The 16,353-nt window shown below is 41.4% G+C and carries 22 protein-coding genes and 3 pseudogenes; 20 read left to right on the top strand and 5 right to left on the bottom strand.

The genetic code is table 11. The features are described from left to right. Positions 1-54: 54 nt before the first annotated feature. From HNR69_RS06095 to HNR69_RS06015, 17 genes are all read left to right on the top strand, one after another. Positions 55-477 carry a gp436 family protein gene (locus HNR69_RS06095; RefSeq protein ID WP_075294214.1) on the top strand — a complete coding sequence of 141 codons (423 nt, stop codon included), beginning with the start codon at positions 55-57 and terminating at the stop codon, positions 475-477. Further along, complete coding sequence (locus HNR69_RS06090; protein ID WP_075294215.1) at positions 474-1,112, top strand: phage protein Gp37; 639 nt, start codon at positions 474-476, stop codon at positions 1,110-1,112. Before HNR69_RS06095 ends, HNR69_RS06090 begins: the two co-directional genes overlap by 4 nt. Next, positions 1,109-1,375, top strand: coding sequence for a Gp49 family protein (locus HNR69_RS06085; protein WP_075294216.1), 267 nt, complete (start codon positions 1,109-1,111; stop codon positions 1,373-1,375). The genes HNR69_RS06090 and HNR69_RS06085 overlap by 4 nt, the downstream gene beginning before the upstream one ends. Beyond that, positions 1,362-1,535, top strand: a complete 174-nt coding sequence (locus tag HNR69_RS06080) for a DUF2635 domain-containing protein (RefSeq protein WP_075294217.1) — start codon at positions 1,362-1,364, stop codon at positions 1,533-1,535. The genes HNR69_RS06085 and HNR69_RS06080 overlap by 14 nt, the downstream gene beginning before the upstream one ends. Next, positions 1,535-2,956, top strand: coding sequence for a phage tail sheath subtilisin-like domain-containing protein (locus HNR69_RS06075; protein WP_075294218.1), 1,422 nt, complete (start codon positions 1,535-1,537; stop codon positions 2,954-2,956). Before HNR69_RS06080 ends, HNR69_RS06075 begins: the two co-directional genes overlap by 1 nt. 11 nt (positions 2,957-2,967) lie before the next feature. Further along, the gene (locus HNR69_RS06070) at positions 2,968-3,342 is read left to right on the top strand and encodes a phage tail protein (protein WP_075294219.1); all 375 of its coding nucleotides are present in this window, start codon (positions 2,968-2,970) and stop codon (positions 3,340-3,342) included. After that, the gene (locus HNR69_RS06065; RefSeq protein ID WP_075294220.1) at positions 3,342-3,698 is read left to right on the top strand and encodes a hypothetical protein; all 357 of its coding nucleotides are present in this window, start codon (positions 3,342-3,344) and stop codon (positions 3,696-3,698) included. Before HNR69_RS06070 ends, HNR69_RS06065 begins: the two co-directional genes overlap by 1 nt. Positions 3,699-3,751: 53 nt before the next feature. Next, on the top strand, positions 3,752-3,916 hold the full coding sequence (locus HNR69_RS06060) for a hypothetical protein (protein ID WP_167591115.1): 165 nt from the start codon (positions 3,752-3,754) through the stop codon (positions 3,914-3,916). 52 nt (positions 3,917-3,968) lie between these two features. Next, positions 3,969-6,140 carry a phage tail tape measure protein gene (locus HNR69_RS06055; protein WP_135026528.1) on the top strand — a complete coding sequence of 724 codons (2,172 nt, stop codon included), beginning with the start codon at positions 3,969-3,971 and terminating at the stop codon, positions 6,138-6,140. Between the two features lie 5 nt (positions 6,141-6,145). Next, positions 6,146-7,498, top strand: a complete 1,353-nt coding sequence (locus HNR69_RS06050; protein ID WP_221265083.1) for a DNA circularization protein — start codon at positions 6,146-6,148, stop codon at positions 7,496-7,498. 10 nt (positions 7,499-7,508) lie between these two features. Continuing rightward, positions 7,509-8,615: a phage baseplate assembly protein gene (locus HNR69_RS06045; RefSeq protein ID WP_075294228.1), complete on the top strand. Its 1,107-nt coding sequence runs from the start codon at positions 7,509-7,511 to the stop codon at positions 8,613-8,615. Beyond that, entirely contained in the window at positions 8,612-9,271 is a 660-nt protein-coding gene (locus HNR69_RS06040; RefSeq protein ID WP_075294223.1) for a phage baseplate assembly protein V, read from the top strand. Before HNR69_RS06045 ends, HNR69_RS06040 begins: the two co-directional genes overlap by 4 nt. A 102-nt stretch (positions 9,272-9,373) precedes the next feature. After that, positions 9,374-9,724 carry a phage GP46 family protein gene (locus HNR69_RS06035; protein ID WP_075294224.1) on the top strand — a complete coding sequence of 117 codons (351 nt, stop codon included), beginning with the start codon at positions 9,374-9,376 and terminating at the stop codon, positions 9,722-9,724. A 12-nt stretch (positions 9,725-9,736) separates the two neighbouring features. After that, a complete protein-coding gene (locus tag HNR69_RS06030) occupies positions 9,737-10,798 on the top strand; it encodes a baseplate J/gp47 family protein (protein WP_075294225.1) in 1,062 nt (353 codons plus the stop codon). Beyond that, entirely contained in the window at positions 10,798-11,361 is a 564-nt protein-coding gene (locus HNR69_RS06025; RefSeq protein WP_075294226.1) for a YmfQ family protein, read from the top strand. Before HNR69_RS06030 ends, HNR69_RS06025 begins: the two co-directional genes overlap by 1 nt. Positions 11,362-11,363: 2 nt before the next feature. After that, on the top strand, positions 11,364-11,903 hold the full coding sequence (locus HNR69_RS06020; protein WP_075294227.1) for a hypothetical protein: 540 nt from the start codon (positions 11,364-11,366) through the stop codon (positions 11,901-11,903). Further along, positions 11,881-12,915: a phage tail protein gene (locus HNR69_RS06015; RefSeq protein WP_157665525.1), complete on the top strand. Its 1,035-nt coding sequence runs from the start codon at positions 11,881-11,883 to the stop codon at positions 12,913-12,915. The genes HNR69_RS06020 and HNR69_RS06015 overlap by 23 nt, the downstream gene beginning before the upstream one ends. A 6-nt stretch (positions 12,916-12,921) precedes the next feature. Here the strand turns inward: HNR69_RS06015 and relB are convergent, their stop codons facing one another. Both relB and HNR69_RS06005 read right to left on the bottom strand, forming a co-directional pair. Further along, the gene (gene relB, locus HNR69_RS06010) at positions 12,922-13,269 is read right to left on the bottom strand and encodes a type II toxin-antitoxin system RelB family anti-toxin (RefSeq protein ID WP_012341722.1); all 348 of its coding nucleotides are present in this window, start codon (positions 13,267-13,269) and stop codon (positions 12,922-12,924) included. After that, positions 13,253-13,504, bottom strand: a complete 252-nt coding sequence (locus HNR69_RS06005; protein WP_012340329.1) for a type II toxin-antitoxin system RelE family toxin — start codon at positions 13,502-13,504, stop codon at positions 13,253-13,255. The genes relB and HNR69_RS06005 overlap by 17 nt, the downstream gene beginning before the upstream one ends. A gap of 62 nt (positions 13,505-13,566) precedes the next feature. Here HNR69_RS06005 and HNR69_RS06000 point away from each other — a divergent pair, with 62 nt between their 5' ends. The 3 genes and pseudogenes from HNR69_RS06000 to HNR69_RS09595 form a co-directional block, all read left to right on the top strand. Then, positions 13,567-14,193, top strand: a complete 627-nt coding sequence (locus HNR69_RS06000; RefSeq protein WP_075294466.1) for a DUF4376 domain-containing protein — start codon at positions 13,567-13,569, stop codon at positions 14,191-14,193. Continuing rightward, complete coding sequence (locus tag HNR69_RS05995; RefSeq protein WP_311735926.1) at positions 14,186-14,839, top strand: enoyl-CoA hydratase; 654 nt, start codon at positions 14,186-14,188, stop codon at positions 14,837-14,839. The genes HNR69_RS06000 and HNR69_RS05995 overlap by 8 nt, the downstream gene beginning before the upstream one ends. Positions 14,840-14,895: 56 nt before the next feature. Then, positions 14,896-15,095: pseudogene (locus HNR69_RS09595) on the top strand (hypothetical protein); the annotation flags it as partial. A 120-nt stretch (positions 15,096-15,215) separates the two neighbouring features. On the opposite strand, the pseudogene HNR69_RS05985 reads toward HNR69_RS09595, so the two are convergent. The 3 genes and pseudogenes from HNR69_RS05985 to HNR69_RS05975 all read right to left on the bottom strand — a co-directional run. Continuing rightward, positions 15,216-15,395 (bottom strand): annotated as a pseudogene (locus HNR69_RS05985) (helix-turn-helix domain-containing protein); the annotation flags it as partial. 106 nt (positions 15,396-15,501) lie between these two features. Continuing rightward, complete coding sequence (gene mtnN, locus HNR69_RS05980; RefSeq protein WP_011609624.1) at positions 15,502-16,191, bottom strand: 5'-methylthioadenosine/S-adenosylhomocysteine nucleosidase; 690 nt, start codon at positions 16,189-16,191, stop codon at positions 15,502-15,504. Then, positions 16,188-16,343 (bottom strand): annotated as a pseudogene (locus tag HNR69_RS05975) (thiol:disulfide interchange protein DsbA/DsbL); the annotation flags it as partial. The pseudogene HNR69_RS05975 and the gene mtnN, both read right to left, overlap by 4 nt. Positions 16,344-16,353: the final 10 nt, after the last annotated feature.

The following is a 16,353-nucleotide window of genomic DNA, read 5'->3' as shown; positions in this document are numbered from 1 at the left end:
CCCTGTTTAAAAAGACGTAACGAGAACGGGCAATAAATGAAAGGGAGAGTAAAGATGTATGCCACGATAAAGGACTTTGTCGCTCGTGTCGGAGAGTTAGAAACTATTGAACTGACTGACCGAGAAGCGGTGGGTGAGATAAATAGTACAGTGCTGGAAACGGCATTAAGCGATTCGACAAGTCAAATCGACGGTTATCTAAGTGGACGTTACAAACTGCCTTTGGTGATTGTGCCACAAAATTTAGTGCGGATTTGCTGTGATTTAGCTCGTTATCGTTTAGCCGGTGTATCGCACATGCCGATAACTGAAGAAATTGAAACTCGCTACAAACTTTGTATTAAGGAGTTAGAGTCTCTTTCTAAAGGTGTGGTGTCGCTTGGGGTAGAAGAGCTTAACAGTTCGAGGGGGAATGAGGATAACACAGTGCAGTTTTTTAACACAGGCAACCGTATTTTTGAGCGTAACCGCCGATGATAAACCAAATTGAGCAAGCATTAATTAACCGTCTTGAAGCAGGTTTAGGTACGATGGTTTATTCCGTGGGCAGTTATAGTGGCGAAATTAACGAGGAGCAGATCAGTACTCAACGTCTCCCCGCTTGTTTGGTTTCCTATGCCGGTTCGGATTTTGAAGTGAAGGCAATGGGGGCAAAAGCTAAGCGTTACATCACCACTGAGACCTTTGTGGTGCTGTTGTTGGTGCGTTCGATGCGTTCCACTGTTGCAGGACGTGTTGGTGGGGTGACTGATAAAGAGGTAGGGGTTAATCAACTTGCCGATGCGGTTAAATACTTACTGATTAATCAGACGTTAGATGGTTTGGTTACCCCGATTGCACCAAAACGTATCCGCACTATTCTTAATAACGCCGAGGTGAAAAAGCAAAAATACTCTGCTCTCGCCTTAGAGTTTGAGATGAGCTACCACGACACCGGTTATTTAGAGGACGGTCGCTACCCTGAGGGGGCAAGCCCACAAGAGCAGGTGTTTAAAGCGTACAAAGGCAAGCTGGATGAGCCACATCCTGATTTGCTGGGACTAAACAACCGGATATTTGATCCAACGAACAATGCAGCCACCGCAGTTACGGTGGTAAGCGAGGAAAAATGAAAAATAAACTCACTATTGATGACATTAAAGGTGTGATTGTTAATGAGCAATATGTTGTTAATGGCACATTAACAATTTGCGTATTAACACTCAAAAATGGTTATAAAGTCACTGGCGAAAGTGCCTGTTTAGATGTAGCCAACTTTGATGTAGAGATTGGCGAAAGTGTCGCTCATGCCAAGGCAGTCTCAAAAATCTGGGAGCTTGAAGGGTATTTGTTGGCACAAAAACGCTATGAGGAGGCAAATAATGTTAAAAGTTAAAGCAGCCAAAGATGTGCGTGTACCTTATGAAGACAGTCCGCATCGCTATATTGAGCAAGAGGTGGTTGAGGTGGATAACAGCCTCTATTACCAACGTCGTATTGCAGACGGTGATTTAATTGTTGTCACAGATAAAGTCCAACAAAGGGAGATTAAATAATGTCTGAGTTGAATATTGAATTTGACAAAATTCCAAACAGTATCCGTAATCCGGGTGTGTATACCGAGTATAACAATCGTGAAGCGGTAACAACGTTGCCTACCAATCAGCAAGAGGTGTTAATTATTGCCCCGATGACAACGGAGAGTGAAACGGCTTTTACCGCACCGGTGAAGTTATTTAGTGATGTAGAAGCGGAACAATTGTTTGGTACAGGTTCAACGGCACATTTAATGGTACGTCAAGCTATTCGCAACAATACCACGATTCGTTTAACCGTGATTGGGTTGAAAGATCATGACGCAGGTATTGCTGCAAGCGGTTCGATTAAATTAGCCGGTACAGTGAGTTATTCCGGTGTAGTAAGTCTTTATATTGGCGGTGAAGTGTATGAAATTGCGGCGAATAAAGGCGAAAGTGCGGAACAATTGGCAACACGTTTGGTTGCGGTAGTGAATGCCTCTCGTTTTTGTCCGGTGAACGCAACTATTGAAGAGAAAACCACTATAAAACTCACCGCAAAAAGCAAAGGGGAAATCGGTAATGAAATTGCATTATCAGCAAAAACAACTGCGAAAGACATTGCAATAACCGTTACGTCTTTTACAGGTGGACAGCGTAATGCACAAATTGCCTCGGCATTAGCCAGTGTTGCCGGTACACATTATAACATTATCATTTCGCCATTTTCCGATGATGAAAATGCGACAGCATTACGTCATCATTTGGAAACCTTAGCCAATCCGATTGAAGATAAACCGGCAATCGGTGTGATGGGCTGGCGTAGCAGTTTTGCCACGGGGACAACACTCGCTTCTCGCTTAAATTCTGAACATATTACAATAGGTTGGTATAAGGGGTGTCTTCAGTCTAATGCCATGATTGCTGCCGGTTACGGTGCGGTGATTGCGGGAGAAGAAGATCCGGCTCGTCCTCTCAATACGTTGGAAATTAAGGGGTTGAGCTTGGTCGATGACGCACAAAAACCGCTATTTAGTGAGGTTAATCAGGCGTTATTTAATGGGTTAAGTCCGTTGGGTGTGGTGGTTAATCGTGTACAAATCACACGTGCTATTACCACTTATACCAAGTCGGTTACCAATACGGACGACCCAAGCTACTTGGATTTAACCACTATTCGCACACTTCATTTTGTACGTAAAGCGATTCAAGACCGTCAGCGTTTGCGTTTCCCTCGTGCAAAAAATTCGCCACGCATGCCGAAAAAAGTGCGGTCGGAAGTGTTAGATGTGTTGTATAAGTTGGAGCAGTTGGAAATCATTGAAAACGTGGATCGCTGGAAAGACCGCTTATTAGTCGTGAAAAATCCGCAAGATCCGAGCTACTTAGATTTAAAAATTCCTGCGGATGTGGTTAATGGGTTACATGTGATTCGCAATCAAATTACGTTACTTTTATAAGGAGTTAAAGAATGGCTGAAATTTATGAAGGCTCTTGTGTGCTTGAAGTGGACGGTGTGGAGATTGAGGTCACTAAATTAGACGTCAAAATCAATACAGGGCGTAAGTTAGTTAAAACAATGAACAGTACGGGGCGTGCTAAAGGACATTCACAGGGTATTGAGGAAATTACACTTTCTGTTACCGCTGTTGAGCCGAAAGATGGGCGTGTGATTGATTGGAAAAATATCAAAGATGCGAAGCTGACCAAGTATCCACTTAACAATGCGGAAAAACGCACGTCTTATTTGGGGTGTTTTACGATTGAAGTAGGTGAATCTTATTCGGTGGATAATGAAATGTCACGTGATATTCAGTTGGGTGCGTTGCAAGAGGTGATTGAATAATGGCGAAATTATTAGGGATTAAATATCAAGGAAAATATCATCAAGCATTTGAAGTGAACTTATTAACGATTGGTGGTAATTGCACCGTTCAAGAGTTCATTGTTGAACTTGGCTTGGATAAAGAAGTGCTTAGTGAGCGTGAAAAAAGATTGTTGGATATGGTGTATTTAAGTCAACAGTTGCGTATTCAGGGGATTTTGCAAGAAGAATTAACCCCGCAATTTTTGTTGGATAACCTTTTGGAAGAGGATTATTGGCAAATTTTAGAAGCACTGATTGCCTTACGAAAAAAGCTATCAGCCGATGGGGAGAGCCTCAACCCGCCAGAGGTGGAAAACAGCAAAAATACAGTGTAGCCACGGCGTATAAGCAATATCGGCAAGCGGTAATTTTACTCTCAAAATTTGCTATGACGGCAAAGCAGGTGTGGCAAATGCCGGTATTGGAGTTGTCCGCTTGGATAAGAGATTATCTTGAACTGGAAGGGGTTAAGCCTTGCAAACCACAAGAGTTCACCCCTTTGGTATCGCATAAGAGCTTTGTTTTTACACATCGAGGAAAATTAGGGGCGTAAGCCTCTTTTTTATATGGTTAATAAATTAACTCCGTTTTAAGCAGGTTTTAAAATGAGTAAAAATATGAAAGTAGAAATTGAGGTAACGGCAAAAGACAGTGCCGCACCTGTCATCAATAAAACGACCCAAGAGACAAAAAAATCTTTTAAACAAACAGAACAGGCGGCACAACAAAGCAGTAAATCTCAAACCGAGGCAGCACGTAAAACGGCACAAGCTCGTGAGATATTAGGGGTAAGATCGGAACGCACTATTCGACGTGAACTTATACAAACTCGTGTAGCCTATGAGCGATTAAAACGTTCCGGTGTGGCTTCACAAAATGAGTTACAACGTGCAGCGGAAGTAACTAAAAAACGTGTACAAGAACTGAACACGGAGCTGGGAAAAACATCCTTTGGGGATAAAATGCGTGGTGTCGGACGTGGCATAATGAATATTGGGGCAGGTATTGTGGCAGGGTCTATGGTTGTTGCCCCTAAAATGATGGCAGCAGCTGATTATGATATGGCATTGGCTCGTATTGCCGATACGGGGTATTCGGGCGGTTCAATTGAGGAAAAAAACCTAGGAAAAGAAAAAATTCACCAAGCAATTAAAACATCGGTTACCCAATATGGCGGAACAAAAGAAGAAGCGTTGTCTGCGATTAATGAATTAATGGCACAAGGTAAAGTGAGCGTAGAAAGTGCGTTGGCGTTATTGCCGACTATTCAAAAAAACGCAACGGCGACAGGTGCATCAAGTGCTGAATTGACTAATATGGTCAATGCAATGTTGCAATTTGGAATAAAAGAGAGCGAGATTCAAACTGCACTTGATTATATGAACGCATCCGGTAAGGCAGGCGGTTTTGAGCTAAAGGATATGGCACAATATTTTCCGCAAGTTTTAGCCAATGCAGGGTATGCGGGATTGAGCGGGTTAGAAGATTTAAAAAAGGTGGGGGTTAATTTACAACAAGTTTACGGTGTATCCGGCGGAGCCTCCGAAACGGCTACAAATTTAAACAACTATTACGCTAAAGTAAAAGCGGTCAGTACAGCTAATAACCTTGAAAAATTGGAATTTACCGATGCTAAAGGTAAAAAAGTGGGTATTGATATGAAAAAATCCATGCAACATTATATGAATCAAGGGCAAAACGCTTCCGAGGCGATGCTGTCTATTATTGGTGATGTGTTAAAGCATGATAAAGAGTATCAGGCGTTGTTAACAAAATATCGACAGGCACAAGACAAAGATAAGAAAGCGGTTATGCAAAAAATCGCGAAATATATTGAGGGGACAAAAGTCGCTGAAATTATGCCGGATTTACAAGCTGGATTGGCAACTTATGCAATGCGTAACGACCAAAAAACGGCGGAAAATGTTACCGCACAATATGGTATTGCGGATAAAGGCGATTATAACAATGATAGTTTTCAGTATATCAGTCAGCAGAGTGCCTTTGCTTTCCAACAGGCAAAAAATAATTACGAAATGGAGCAAATAGAAAATTTTAACAAAGCGAATAATATCGCTGCGGAAGTGGCAAAGGAGTATTCCGGTTTTGCTCAGGAATTTCCTAATTTGAATCACGCTTTGGTAGGTGCAACGGAAGCGGTAAAAGCATTTGGTGCGGCGTTAATTGGCTCTGAGCTGATGAAAATGTTAGGCGGAAAAATTCCGTTAGGAAGAGGGGGATTAGGCAATATTTTTAGAGGGGGAGTAAATGTCGCTACGCAAACGGCAACAGCCTCGGCAGTTTCTACCGGAGCAAGTGCCGGAGCGGGTGCTTTAGCCCCTATTGTTGCCGGTGCGTTCGGATTATTTTATTCCAAAGAACTCAATGAGGGGGAATTGGATAAGGTGTTGCTGATGAATAAAGTTGCTTCAGGTGAAGCAACGCCGACAGAACTTGCTCAAGCGGATGCGATGTATGCCAAAACACGGCAAGATATTGAAGAGCGACGAAAACGTCGAGAAGCCCATCAGGAAATGCCTTTTACCCAAGAACAACAGGCAGAATATAACCGAGCATTAGCCCCAATTTTGGCTACATTACCTGAAAAAATCCGTATGGATACAGATGTGGTAGGTAAAACCTTGTCTTCCGCTATTGAGGTGAGGTTAGCCTCTCAATCACACACTATTGCTAACAATATTACGGTAGAGCTGGACGGACGTGTCATTGCCGAACAGGTCTCTGAACAACAATTTAATCTTAACAAACGGATGTAATTATTATGGGTTGGACGGTACCAATACGACAAGCCTCTTTTAAAGGGGTGAAATTTGATGTTATTAGTGTGGATGAAAGTTTTGAGCGAGCTGTTGCAGAGCATAGTTACCCTTTTGTCAATGGAGCGGACTTGGAAGATTTGGGGCTTAATAAGCAGACGGTTAAACTGCAAGCGGTCTGTTTCGGTGAGGGATATTACACGGATTATAAAAAACTCCTTGCTGTTATCCAATCCGAAGGGGCGGATGTGTTAGTGCATCCTGTGCGTGGGCGAATGCTGAATATGTTACTTCTTTCAGCCAATTTACGCCACGATGCCGACAATATCAATTATGTTACCTTGGATTTAACTTTTGCCGAGGCGACGCCAATGCAACCGATTTTTGTGTTTGAACATAGTTTGCTGTCAATCATAGATCGTTACCTTAATTTGCTTGAGGATTTTATGAATGAGGTGACGGATTTTTGGGTAAGTTGCATGGAAGTGATCGCATTTTCTCATCATATGAAAAGTCGACTTTTGAAACAATGGTCGGCGATTTATGGGTGTTATGAGCAATTAGCCGGTATGTTCGGACAAAATAATGCTTCCGCTAAACCATCAATAAATGTGAGTATAAAAGAGTTTACGCAGCAATCTACTACAACATTAACGCATTGCTACAAAATACTGCAATCGACTGCTGAAAAACGCCGATTTGCCTCGCAACTCGGGGTAAAAGCCGAATTTAACGAGTTAATGCGAGATTTGGGTAAGGCGTGTAATATTCCTCGTCATTTAGTGAATGGACAACAGCAAAAAATCACGACTGCTGCCCAGTTTTTTGCGACTCGGGAAAATCCGCAACGCCAAATTAATACGCATTTGTCAATCCAAGAGGTAAAAAACCTTGATTGTGCTTTGCACTTGATGAGTTGTAGCGTACTTGCCAAAGCGGGTGTAGAGATTATTGAACAACAGGCGGAAAACTTGACACCGGCGGAAATTGAGTATATTTGCCAACAAATTCGCACTCAAATTTTACATACACTTAATTTAGTACGAGCGTTACAGCAACTTGCAAAACAAGACGAGAAACAATCTCAGTCTAACAACGATATTTATGCTACTGGGTATCACGTTGCCGAGCGATTGCGGACAATGGCGGGGGAGATAATGCAAATGGCGGTTGTTGCTATTAATCAAAAACCACCTCTTATGGTGCGTGAAGTGCGGTTTGACAGTTGTATTCAACAGGTTGCCTTTGATTTTTACGGTAATTATCGTCGTTCGACGGAATTATTGCGACTTAATCCACAACTCAACCAGCCGAATTTTATTGAGCAAGGTACCTTGTTAAATGCGTATGTTAAATGAGAGGGGCGAGATGATTGAAAACGAGATTGTGCTGGAAATTGACGGTCGGCAACATAAACATTGGCAGAGTTATGATATTGACAGTGATTTTTTAATTCCTGCCGATAGTTTTAATTTTGAGTTGGGTAAATCTGCTCAAATGCAGACGTTGCCTAATTTTGCCGGTAAAAGTGCGGTGGTTAAAATCAATGGAGAGACGATACTTACTGGTATTGTAGATACCGTTCATCATCGCCTCAGTAAAAACGGACGGGGTTATTCACTTAACGGTAGAGACAAAGCTTCGTTATTGTTGGATTGTTCCGCACCGCTGACCAATGTTAAAGGGCTGACGTTATTGGAGGCGGTTAAAAAAATCGTTAATCCGCTCGGGATTAAGCAGGTAGTGCTTAAAGCGGAGCATAATCCAACACTGGATAAAGTAGATATTGATGTTGGTGAAAGTGCATGGGAAGCGATTATGCGTTGTGCTAACTTTGCTGGATTGCATTGTTGGTTTGAGCCAAAAGGTGTGCTGATGATAGGAGGAGCGGATTATAGTAGTTCACCGGTAGCAACGCTTTATTTGTCGGCAACTGAGCCGAGTAAAAACAATATTAGTGAAGCCAATCTTACTTTTGATGTGTCGCAAAGTTATTCCGAGGTAACGTTTTTAGCCCAAACGCACGGGCGAGAAAATGATCACGGTAAGCATAATTTAAAGTGGACTTATCAACATCCCGGTCTTGGTGTGTATAAGCCTAAAACGGTGGTGTTAAGTGATGTCGATAACCTTGAAGCACTTAAAAAACAAGCAAAAAAACAGATTGCAGATTGGCAACTGGATAATTTTAACCTGACTGTGATGGTATCCGATCATAAAACCCAAGGTGGGCAACTTTGGCAACCGGGGCAGAGGGTTCATATTGTCATTGAGGAATATGATATTGACGCCATCTTTTTTTTGATGGGACGACGTTTTACGTTAAGTCGCTCCGCCGGTACACAAACGGAATTACGTTTTAAACAAGATGGTATTTGGACACCGGACGCTTATAAAAGTAAAGCGGATAAGGCACGTAAACGCAAAGGCAAGAAACGTAAAGAGGATTTGGTCGGTTCGTGGGAGTTGCAATGAGACGGTTTAGTAAGCAGTTAAAAGATATTGCTAAAAATGTACAAAACGGTTCTCGCACTGCATTTCGTGGTGTGATCAACTTAGTTAAGAGTAAACCGCCACATCAACTTATGCAAGTGTCGGGGTTGTCTGGTGAAGTGTTGCATGATGTGGAGTTAATGCAACATTTCGGGTTTACCTCCGTACCGCCTGTCGGTACGCAAGCAGTGGTTATTCCGTTGGGCGGTAAAACGACACATGGAATTGTTGTGGCTACTGAAAATGGGGCATTTCGTGTTGTAGGGTTGGAGAGTGGCGAGGTGGCTGTTTATGATGAGAGTGGTTCAACTATTATTCTTAAAAAAGGGCGTGTCGTTGAGGTGGATTGTGATCAGTTTAAGGTTAAATGCAAATCTTACTCAGTGGAAGCAACGGATGGTGCTAATTTTAATACCCCCAAATTAGAAACCAATCGGGTTTTTACTGCACAGGGGCAAATTAACGGCAACGGCGGTATGGCAGTACAAGGCGGAGAGGGGGCTACCTTTAGCGGTAATATTACACAACAAGGCGGAAACTATACTACGGAGGGAGATGTGGTTGCCAGCGGTAAATCGCTTGTTACTCATACACATAACGAACAAGGCGACGGTGGTCCGACCTCTGCACCTTTATAAAAACAAAAACGGTTGATTGGATTTTAAGCTGTAAAAATCAACCGCTCTTCAGTGGAAACCTCTCTTCTCTTCTTTTTGCTACAAAGTCGCTATTCTCTCATTATGGACAGAGAGATCAGCCCGCTTACTAGGGACTATACCGATAGACAAATCAGTACACTGCAAAATGCCGTGTATATCAGATTGACCACACCATTAGGCTCTTGGTGGGCAGATGGGCGTGTAGGCTCTCTGCTTCATCTTATTCAACGTGAAAAAGATTTAGCCCGTGTCGGCTTGTTAGCACAACAATATGCCGAGGAAGCATTACAGCCGTTAATTGATGACGGGCGTGCTAAATCGATTCAAATTACCTATAAACAACCTCATAACGGCACACTGCTTTTGCATATTGTCGTGACTGATAATGGGGGGAATGTATTTGAATTTGAACATCACGTTAAGGTGATTTAAAGAGGTTTTAATATGTTTTTAACGCCCACTTTAGACGAGATACGCCAAGCGATTTTGCGTGATGTAGTCTCCCTAAATCCTACAGCAGATGTGGCTGTCGACTCTGACAATTATGCACGAGCCAGTAGTATTGCCGCTGTGGCGGAGGGAATTTACACGCATCAAAAATGGATCATCAAACAATTTTTCCCCGATACTGCCGATACTGAATTTTTAGAAAAACACGCGACATTGCGTGGCATTTCCCGACGTAAGGCAACTTATGCCAGCGGGCAAGGGCTAAAAGTTTTTGGTGATACCGGTTCTGTTATTGATGTCGGTAAGCAGGTTGTTACTGCTGACGGTCGTTTTTATGAAGTCATTGAGCAAGGACAAATTGCCGATAAATCGGTATTGCTTAAAGTGCGGTCGCTTAATAGCGGTGTAAGTCAAAATATTATCCAACCAATCAAGGCAAGTTTTATGTCCGCACCTGTTGGCGTACAAACTGAATGTGAGTTGAGAGAGATTGTTGGTGGTACAAATGATGAGACTGATACTTCCTTGCTTGAACGGTTACTTAATCGTATTCGCCGACCTGCAGCAGGTGGAAACAAATACGACTATAAAGCATGGGCATTAGATGTTGACGGGGTGGAATCTGCTTTTGTTTATCCGTTACGTCGTGGACTTGGTACGGTTGATATTGTGATCACAAGCAATCATGATTTACCTAGTGATGAAACGGTGCAACGAGTACAAGCTTATATTGATGAAATGCGACCAGTGACGGCAAAAGGGGTTAGTGTAGTTAAACCTACCGCTCGTCGTGTTGATTTTGTTATTAACGTAAAACTAAGCAGTGTTGCTTTAGACGAAATAACGCAAGAAATCACTATCGCACTTGGTGAGTATTTTAACCAATTACAACCGACAGAAGAATTAGTGCTTTCTAAATGCGAAGCGACGATCAGTAATTTAATCGGTGTAGTCGATAGCAAGATTGTCACACCTCGTACTAACTTAAAAGCCGATACTCATGAGCATTTGGAATGGTTTAGATTGGGTAAGGTTCAAGTGGAGGTAATGAGTTAATGCGACATGCCAAGTTGTTAACAGGGTTATATCCGCCTGTTTCTTATGATATTAACGCAGAACGATTTACCTCTCAATGTGTAGTTGATGGAGCTTGTTTTGACCGTTTGCAAGATTCCGCTGAACAGATTGCTAATGTGATTAATCCTATTACATCGGGACAAATGCTTATTGATTGGGAGCGGGTTTTAGGAATAACCAATGTTGATAAACCTTATCAACAGCGGGTACTGACGGTAATTGCCAAAATAAACGAAATAGGCGGTTTAAGTATTCCTTATTTTACTCAACTTGCACAATTTGCCGGTTATCACATCAAGATTGTTGAGCCTCAGCCGTTTCGAGCCGGAATAAACCGTTGCGGTGATTGTTTGGAAGCTGAAGAGGTGATTTATTCATGGCGAGTTCGCGTTTTCAGTAATACACAACAAGTTATCTTATTTCGAGCGGGAATGAATACAGCAGGCGATAAGTTGAATAGTTATAGCGATAGTTTAATTGAAACACTTTTTGAAGAACTAAAACCCGCACACACCTATGTGAGCTTTGAGTATGGAGAATAACAATGCGTGAGATTAACACTAGCGACAAACGTTTTCATAACGGCAACGGTCGCAATGAAATGGGGACTGTGGTGACTGCTGAATGGCTTAATGCAGTGCAAGATGAATTGGTGAATATAGTGACCGCACTGGGTGGGCATATTGATGAAAAAATACCGAATCAAATTGCGACCTTATTGTTGGCGAAATTAGGTGAAAAATCTGCCTTGGTCTCCCCAAATTTTACCGGCACACCAACTGCACCGACAGCATTACCATCGACTAATGATCAGCAAATCGCCACGACAGCATTTGTAAAAAAAGCCATTGCCGAATTAGTCGGATCTGCCCCTGAAGAATTAAATACATTGGAAGAACTTGCGGCAATGTTGGCAGAAAATGGGGATTTACGACGGACGTTACTGCAGAAAATTGCTGAAAAAGCACCGTTGTCACACAAACACCCGACTTCGGATATTGAAGGCTTACAAGAAGCCCTCGACGAAGCCGGTAAAAAAGGCTTGCCGGTTGGGGGCGATTGTGGCGTTTCCGAAAGAAGTTAAAAATCCCACTGGCTTTTTAAAATGCGATGGAACGACTATTGACCAACGCACCTACCCCGATTTATACCGCACTTTAGGCAATAAAAACACTTTACCCAATTTAACTCGCTCAGATGTCGGTATGACGGCGTATTTTGCGACAGATGAGATTCCTGAGGGCTGGATTGCGTTTGATGAAATCAAGGAAAAGGTAAAAGAAGATACCTACCCTGAATTACATAAATACCTAACTAAAAAATACGGCGATATTCAAAATGTTCCCAAAGCGGAAGACCGTTTTTTGCGTAATGCAGCAAATGAGCTGGTTGTGGGGAGGGTACAAGAGGATGCAATTAAAACGCATTACTTAAATTATGGCACAAACCATAATTCAAGTAATTATCAGTACCATGTAGACAATAATGACACAATTGCTACTGGGAATAATAAAACTGCGGATAATTATAAAATCCGCACTAACGGAGCAATATTCTATTCAGGTGCCGAAGAAACTCGTCCTAAGTCTCTTGTTCTCAAATTGTGCATTAAAGCCCAAAATACCTTTGACGATGTACAATTTTGGATTAAGGCGTTCGGAACTGTCGATAATCAAGGAATGATGGACGCAAGTAAAATCGCTGTAGCGTTGCAGGGCAAATCGGATTTAGGGCATTTGCACACAGCAAACCACATTACCGATTTTAACAGTGCCGTTGCCTCTCAGTTTAGCTATCAAAAAATCGGTAATGTTGAGGTACGCAAATATCCTGATGGTACGATGATTCAGACTGGTATTTTCACTCATAAAAGTGAAGGTTATACCGTGAAAAATCACGTGGTATTTCCAATTGCCTTTGTGGATAAAAATTACCGATGTTTCATAACAGAAAAATACGAAGATAGAGCGAGTGGTAAAGGACAATATAACTGGATATTTATGGCCGCGGATACAAATACCCAAGCAATTATCACTAACTGGTACTTGGGTAAGTCAGAATGGCTTGTTATCGGACGTTGGAAAGAGGACAAATAATGACAATTAAAAATCCAATTGCGTCGCATGAATTCCTAAAGCAAGGGCGATTTTTTCCCTTGTGGCTTTACGCAAGTGAGATGATTTTTCATATTGACTATATGCAGATTGAGTAATATTTAAACGGCTTGCCATGTCTTTTTGCGTTAATCCTAAATGCTCACGCCATGCAACAAGTGCGGAGCAATTATTTTCTAAGGCAAAAGTCGCCACAGCAAAAGGCACGCCACTATCTAAAGGAGAGGAAAGTTTTGCTTGTTGTTTTAACCATTCAAGGGTAGCGATGGGCATGACGGCAAAAGCAGGGTGTCCGCTTTCATCATGTAAATATTGAATGTTAGTAAGTGCGTTCATCTCGTTTTTTCACCTCTTCAATGGAAATAATATTCATCATATCGCCGGCAATTTCAAAGAAAACTCGGTAATCGCCGACCCTAAAACGATAGGGGTAACGATGATTAACAAGGGCTTTTACATTAGAACAAAAAGGAAAATGCGTTAATTCTTGGCATTTTCGTGCAATTTTCGCCCCTGTTGGAATTTTTCTTAATTGCTTTAACGCTTTGGGTTGGAAAATAACCGACTTCATGAATAAAGAATATAAGTTAAATATAAGTTTATTTTAGCAAAAACAACAACCAAGGACAACACATGAAAATCTACTTCAAAGACGGCTTTTATATGAGCCACATTCACAAAAATATTCCCCAAGGTGCGGTGGAAATCTCCGAAGATTTATACCGCTCTTTACTGATGGGTCAATCAGAAGGCAAACAAATAATCACAGATGAAAAGGGTTATCCGCAGTTAGCCGACCCGCAACCCAGTCCATTTCATCATATTGAAAAGGGGCAGTGGGTTATTTCGCCTGAAAATCAAACCGCACATTTAACCCAAGTGCGGGCGGAAATGCGAGAGAAAATCAATGCCTTGCGAGATGAAAAAATCAATGGCGGGGTGTTTGTGGAAGCGGTGGGCAAATGGATTGATACGGACGCTACGGCGGAGCGGAATATCTTATCCGTCAAAGCCAGTTATGATTTATTCGGTGATATGGAAATTGCGTGGACTTGTGCGGATAACGCTGTTTTGATGATAAATAAGGAAAAATTAATGCAAATTTGGCAGGCGTTAATGAATGCTAAAACAAGTAATCATGCTAATGCCTTGAAACATAAAACCGCTATGGAGCAATCGGACAATCCGGCGGAATATGATTATTCGGACGGGTGGACACAGTGTTATCACGACTACATTAAGGAGCAAGGCAATGAGTAAGGTGTATTTAGCTCTGTACAAGGGGCGAGGCGGTAGTCTCTATGACCGATTTACAGATGGGCTTATTCGTAAAATCACGAAAGGTCAATACAGTCATTGTGAAATTGCCATTGAGCAAACGGCGTTTTTAAGTGGCGATTATTATCCGTATATCACCTACGATTGCTACAGTTCAAGTCCTCGTGATGGCGGTGTGCGAAAAAAAGAAATGACCCTTAAGACAGAAAAATGGGATTTAATTCCGCTTGATAATCTCACTGAAGAACAAGTGAAAGCCTATTTTAAGAAGACAAAAGGGGCTAACTATGATTGGCAAGGCGTGTTTGGCTTAGTATTGGGTTTTCGTGAGAAAAAGAATAAATTCTTCTGTTCAGAGTGGTGTTTTAATGCCATATTCAGAAGCGAAGAGGGCTGGCGATTTAATCCTAATCAATTGGCGGTTATTTTACAAAATGGAGGTTTGACAAATGGAAAAATGACTAAAATCACGCCAAGCAAGCAAGCAAGCAAGCAAGCAAGCAAGCAAGCAAGCAAGCAAGCAAGCAAGCAAGCAAGCAAGCAAGCAAGCAAGCAAAGTGTAGATCACTTTAAACAAGCTCCGCTACCCTTTACAGGTCAAAAGCGGATGTTTTTTATCTCATTTTAAACAAATTTTAAATGAGAATATTGAAGGTGATGGCGAAGGTTGGACGATTATAGATGTATTTACGATTAGTCAACATCACTCGACCACCTTGTATATTCTTCAGCTCAACAAAGTCCGAGTTTATTCGCTTTATTGAGTATATGCAGGAGGATAAGGTTCATAATTGGCAAGCTTTTGAGGGTTACAAAAGAATTATGTAAATACCTCTGCTAGTTATTCTGGAAAATATGAGGATAATTTGGTCTATAAATTTTAGGTAATTTAAAAGCCCTTTAAAGTGAGTTTAAAGGGCTTTGTTTTTGCAGTTTATTTTGCATAGTTTTTAGTTATTACATTATGCAAAAAATAACGCTAAATTATGCAAAAAAAACGGCGGTTTACACTTTTTACCTAAAACAGCTAACCTTTTGAACCCATAGTGACGATATTGGTTAATCTAATGACGTAATGTACTTTTCTCCAGCTGAAAATGCTGACGAGTAAGCGAGCGATTTTTCCCGTTTTGAAGATAAAATTTGATGACTTGTTGTTTGAAAGATTGGTTATATTTAGTCATAAAAAATCTGCACCTTAATCAGTTGGCTGTTTAGTCCAACTTTTGGGGTGCAGATCAATTTGGAGATTTTTTCCTTTATTTATCAAGTTGATAATTAATCAATTCCCTACAAACTTTGTAATATCTTTAGAACCATAGAGGAAGACTGTTTAGCCGCTAAAGGCAAAAACTCTTCAAAAGACATGCTTGCTTCACCGTCTCCGACATCAGAAATCGCCCGTATGACAACAAACGGAATATTGAATTTATGACATACCTGAGCAATAGCTGTTGCCTCCATTTCAATAGCAACAACTTCTGGAAAATTTGCTTTTATCCAAGCTAATTTTTCTGCACTATTAATAAAACTGTCACCGGAGCAAATTAAACCGGAAGTCAGATTAATGCCTTGTTGCTTTGCAACATTTGCAACAAGTGCGGTCAGTTTCGGATCAGAAATAAAAGCTGGAGGACAAGCAGGCAGTTGACCTTTAGCATAGCCAAAGGCTGTCACATCAGCATCATGATAAACAGTTTGAGTAGACACAACAACATCACCCACTTTTAATCCGGAGGATACGCCGCCGGCAGATCCTGTATTAATAACAATATCAGGCTTAAACATTTGCAATAATAGTGTAGTTCCCATTGCTGCTGCAACTTTTCCAATACCGGATTGTAATAAGGCAACCTCCTTATCTTGAATGTTTCCTTGATAAATTGTACAGCCGGCAATATGAACTACGTTTTTATTCTCAATTAAACTCGCTAAAATCTCAACTTCTTGTGCCATCGCACCAACAATACCTACTTTCATTTCCTGCTCTCCACTTGAATTTGATGAATTAAAAAATCAAGCACTGCAACACTATAATCATCGTTATATAAAGTACTTGCTGTCAAAACATATTTACCATTAATAATGACATAGGGATAAGTAAATACGCCATATTCTTCTGTCATTTTTATTGTCCCTAAA

It is taken from the genome of Histophilus somni, from assembly GCF_014202395.1.
GTDB classification, from domain to species: Bacteria; Pseudomonadota; Gammaproteobacteria; order Enterobacterales; family Pasteurellaceae; genus Histophilus; species Histophilus somni.
This window is presented reverse-complemented; position numbering and strand designations above follow the sequence as displayed.

Bases quoted from the DNA above. Each gene is read 5' to 3' on its own strand.
- HNR69_RS06055 (WP_135026528.1), top strand. From the start codon at position 3,969: ATGAGTAAAAATATGAAAGTAGAAATTGAGGTAACGGCAAAAGACAGT.
- HNR69_RS06030 (WP_075294225.1), top strand. From the start codon at position 9,737: ATGTTTTTAACGCCCACTTTAGACGAGATACGCCAAGCGATTTTGCGT.
- relB (WP_012341722.1), bottom strand. From the start codon at position 13,269: ATGAACGCACTTACTAACATTCAATATTTACATGATGAAAGCGGACAC.
- HNR69_RS06020 (WP_075294227.1), top strand. From the start codon at position 11,364: ATGCGTGAGATTAACACTAGCGACAAACGTTTTCATAACGGCAACGGT.
- HNR69_RS06085 (WP_075294216.1), top strand. From the start codon at position 1,109: ATGAAAAATAAACTCACTATTGATGACATTAAAGGTGTGATTGTTAAT.
- HNR69_RS06035 (WP_075294224.1), top strand. From the start codon at position 9,374: ATGGACAGAGAGATCAGCCCGCTTACTAGGGACTATACCGATAGACAA.
- HNR69_RS06070 (WP_075294219.1), top strand. From the start codon at position 2,968: ATGGCTGAAATTTATGAAGGCTCTTGTGTGCTTGAAGTGGACGGTGTG.
- HNR69_RS06000 (WP_075294466.1), top strand. From the start codon at position 13,567: ATGAAAATCTACTTCAAAGACGGCTTTTATATGAGCCACATTCACAAA.
- HNR69_RS06090 (WP_075294215.1), top strand. From the start codon at position 474: ATGATAAACCAAATTGAGCAAGCATTAATTAACCGTCTTGAAGCAGGT.
- HNR69_RS06040 (WP_075294223.1), top strand. From the start codon at position 8,612: ATGAGACGGTTTAGTAAGCAGTTAAAAGATATTGCTAAAAATGTACAA.
- HNR69_RS06060 (WP_167591115.1), top strand. From the start codon at position 3,752: ATGACGGCAAAGCAGGTGTGGCAAATGCCGGTATTGGAGTTGTCCGCT.
- HNR69_RS06080 (WP_075294217.1), top strand. From the start codon at position 1,362: ATGTTAAAAGTTAAAGCAGCCAAAGATGTGCGTGTACCTTATGAAGAC.
- HNR69_RS06075 (WP_075294218.1), top strand. From the start codon at position 1,535: ATGTCTGAGTTGAATATTGAATTTGACAAAATTCCAAACAGTATCCGT.
- HNR69_RS06095 (WP_075294214.1), top strand. From the start codon at position 55: ATGTATGCCACGATAAAGGACTTTGTCGCTCGTGTCGGAGAGTTAGAA.
- mtnN (WP_011609624.1), bottom strand. From the start codon at position 16,191: ATGAAAGTAGGTATTGTTGGTGCGATGGCACAAGAAGTTGAGATTTTA.
- HNR69_RS06045 (WP_075294228.1), top strand. From the start codon at position 7,509: ATGATTGAAAACGAGATTGTGCTGGAAATTGACGGTCGGCAACATAAA.
- HNR69_RS06050 (WP_221265083.1), top strand. From the start codon at position 6,146: ATGGGTTGGACGGTACCAATACGACAAGCCTCTTTTAAAGGGGTGAAA.
- HNR69_RS05995 (WP_311735926.1), top strand. From the start codon at position 14,186: ATGAGTAAGGTGTATTTAGCTCTGTACAAGGGGCGAGGCGGTAGTCTC.
- HNR69_RS06065 (WP_075294220.1), top strand. From the start codon at position 3,342: ATGGCGAAATTATTAGGGATTAAATATCAAGGAAAATATCATCAAGCA.
- HNR69_RS06005 (WP_012340329.1), bottom strand. From the start codon at position 13,504: ATGAAGTCGGTTATTTTCCAACCCAAAGCGTTAAAGCAATTAAGAAAA.
- HNR69_RS06025 (WP_075294226.1), top strand. From the start codon at position 10,798: ATGCGACATGCCAAGTTGTTAACAGGGTTATATCCGCCTGTTTCTTAT.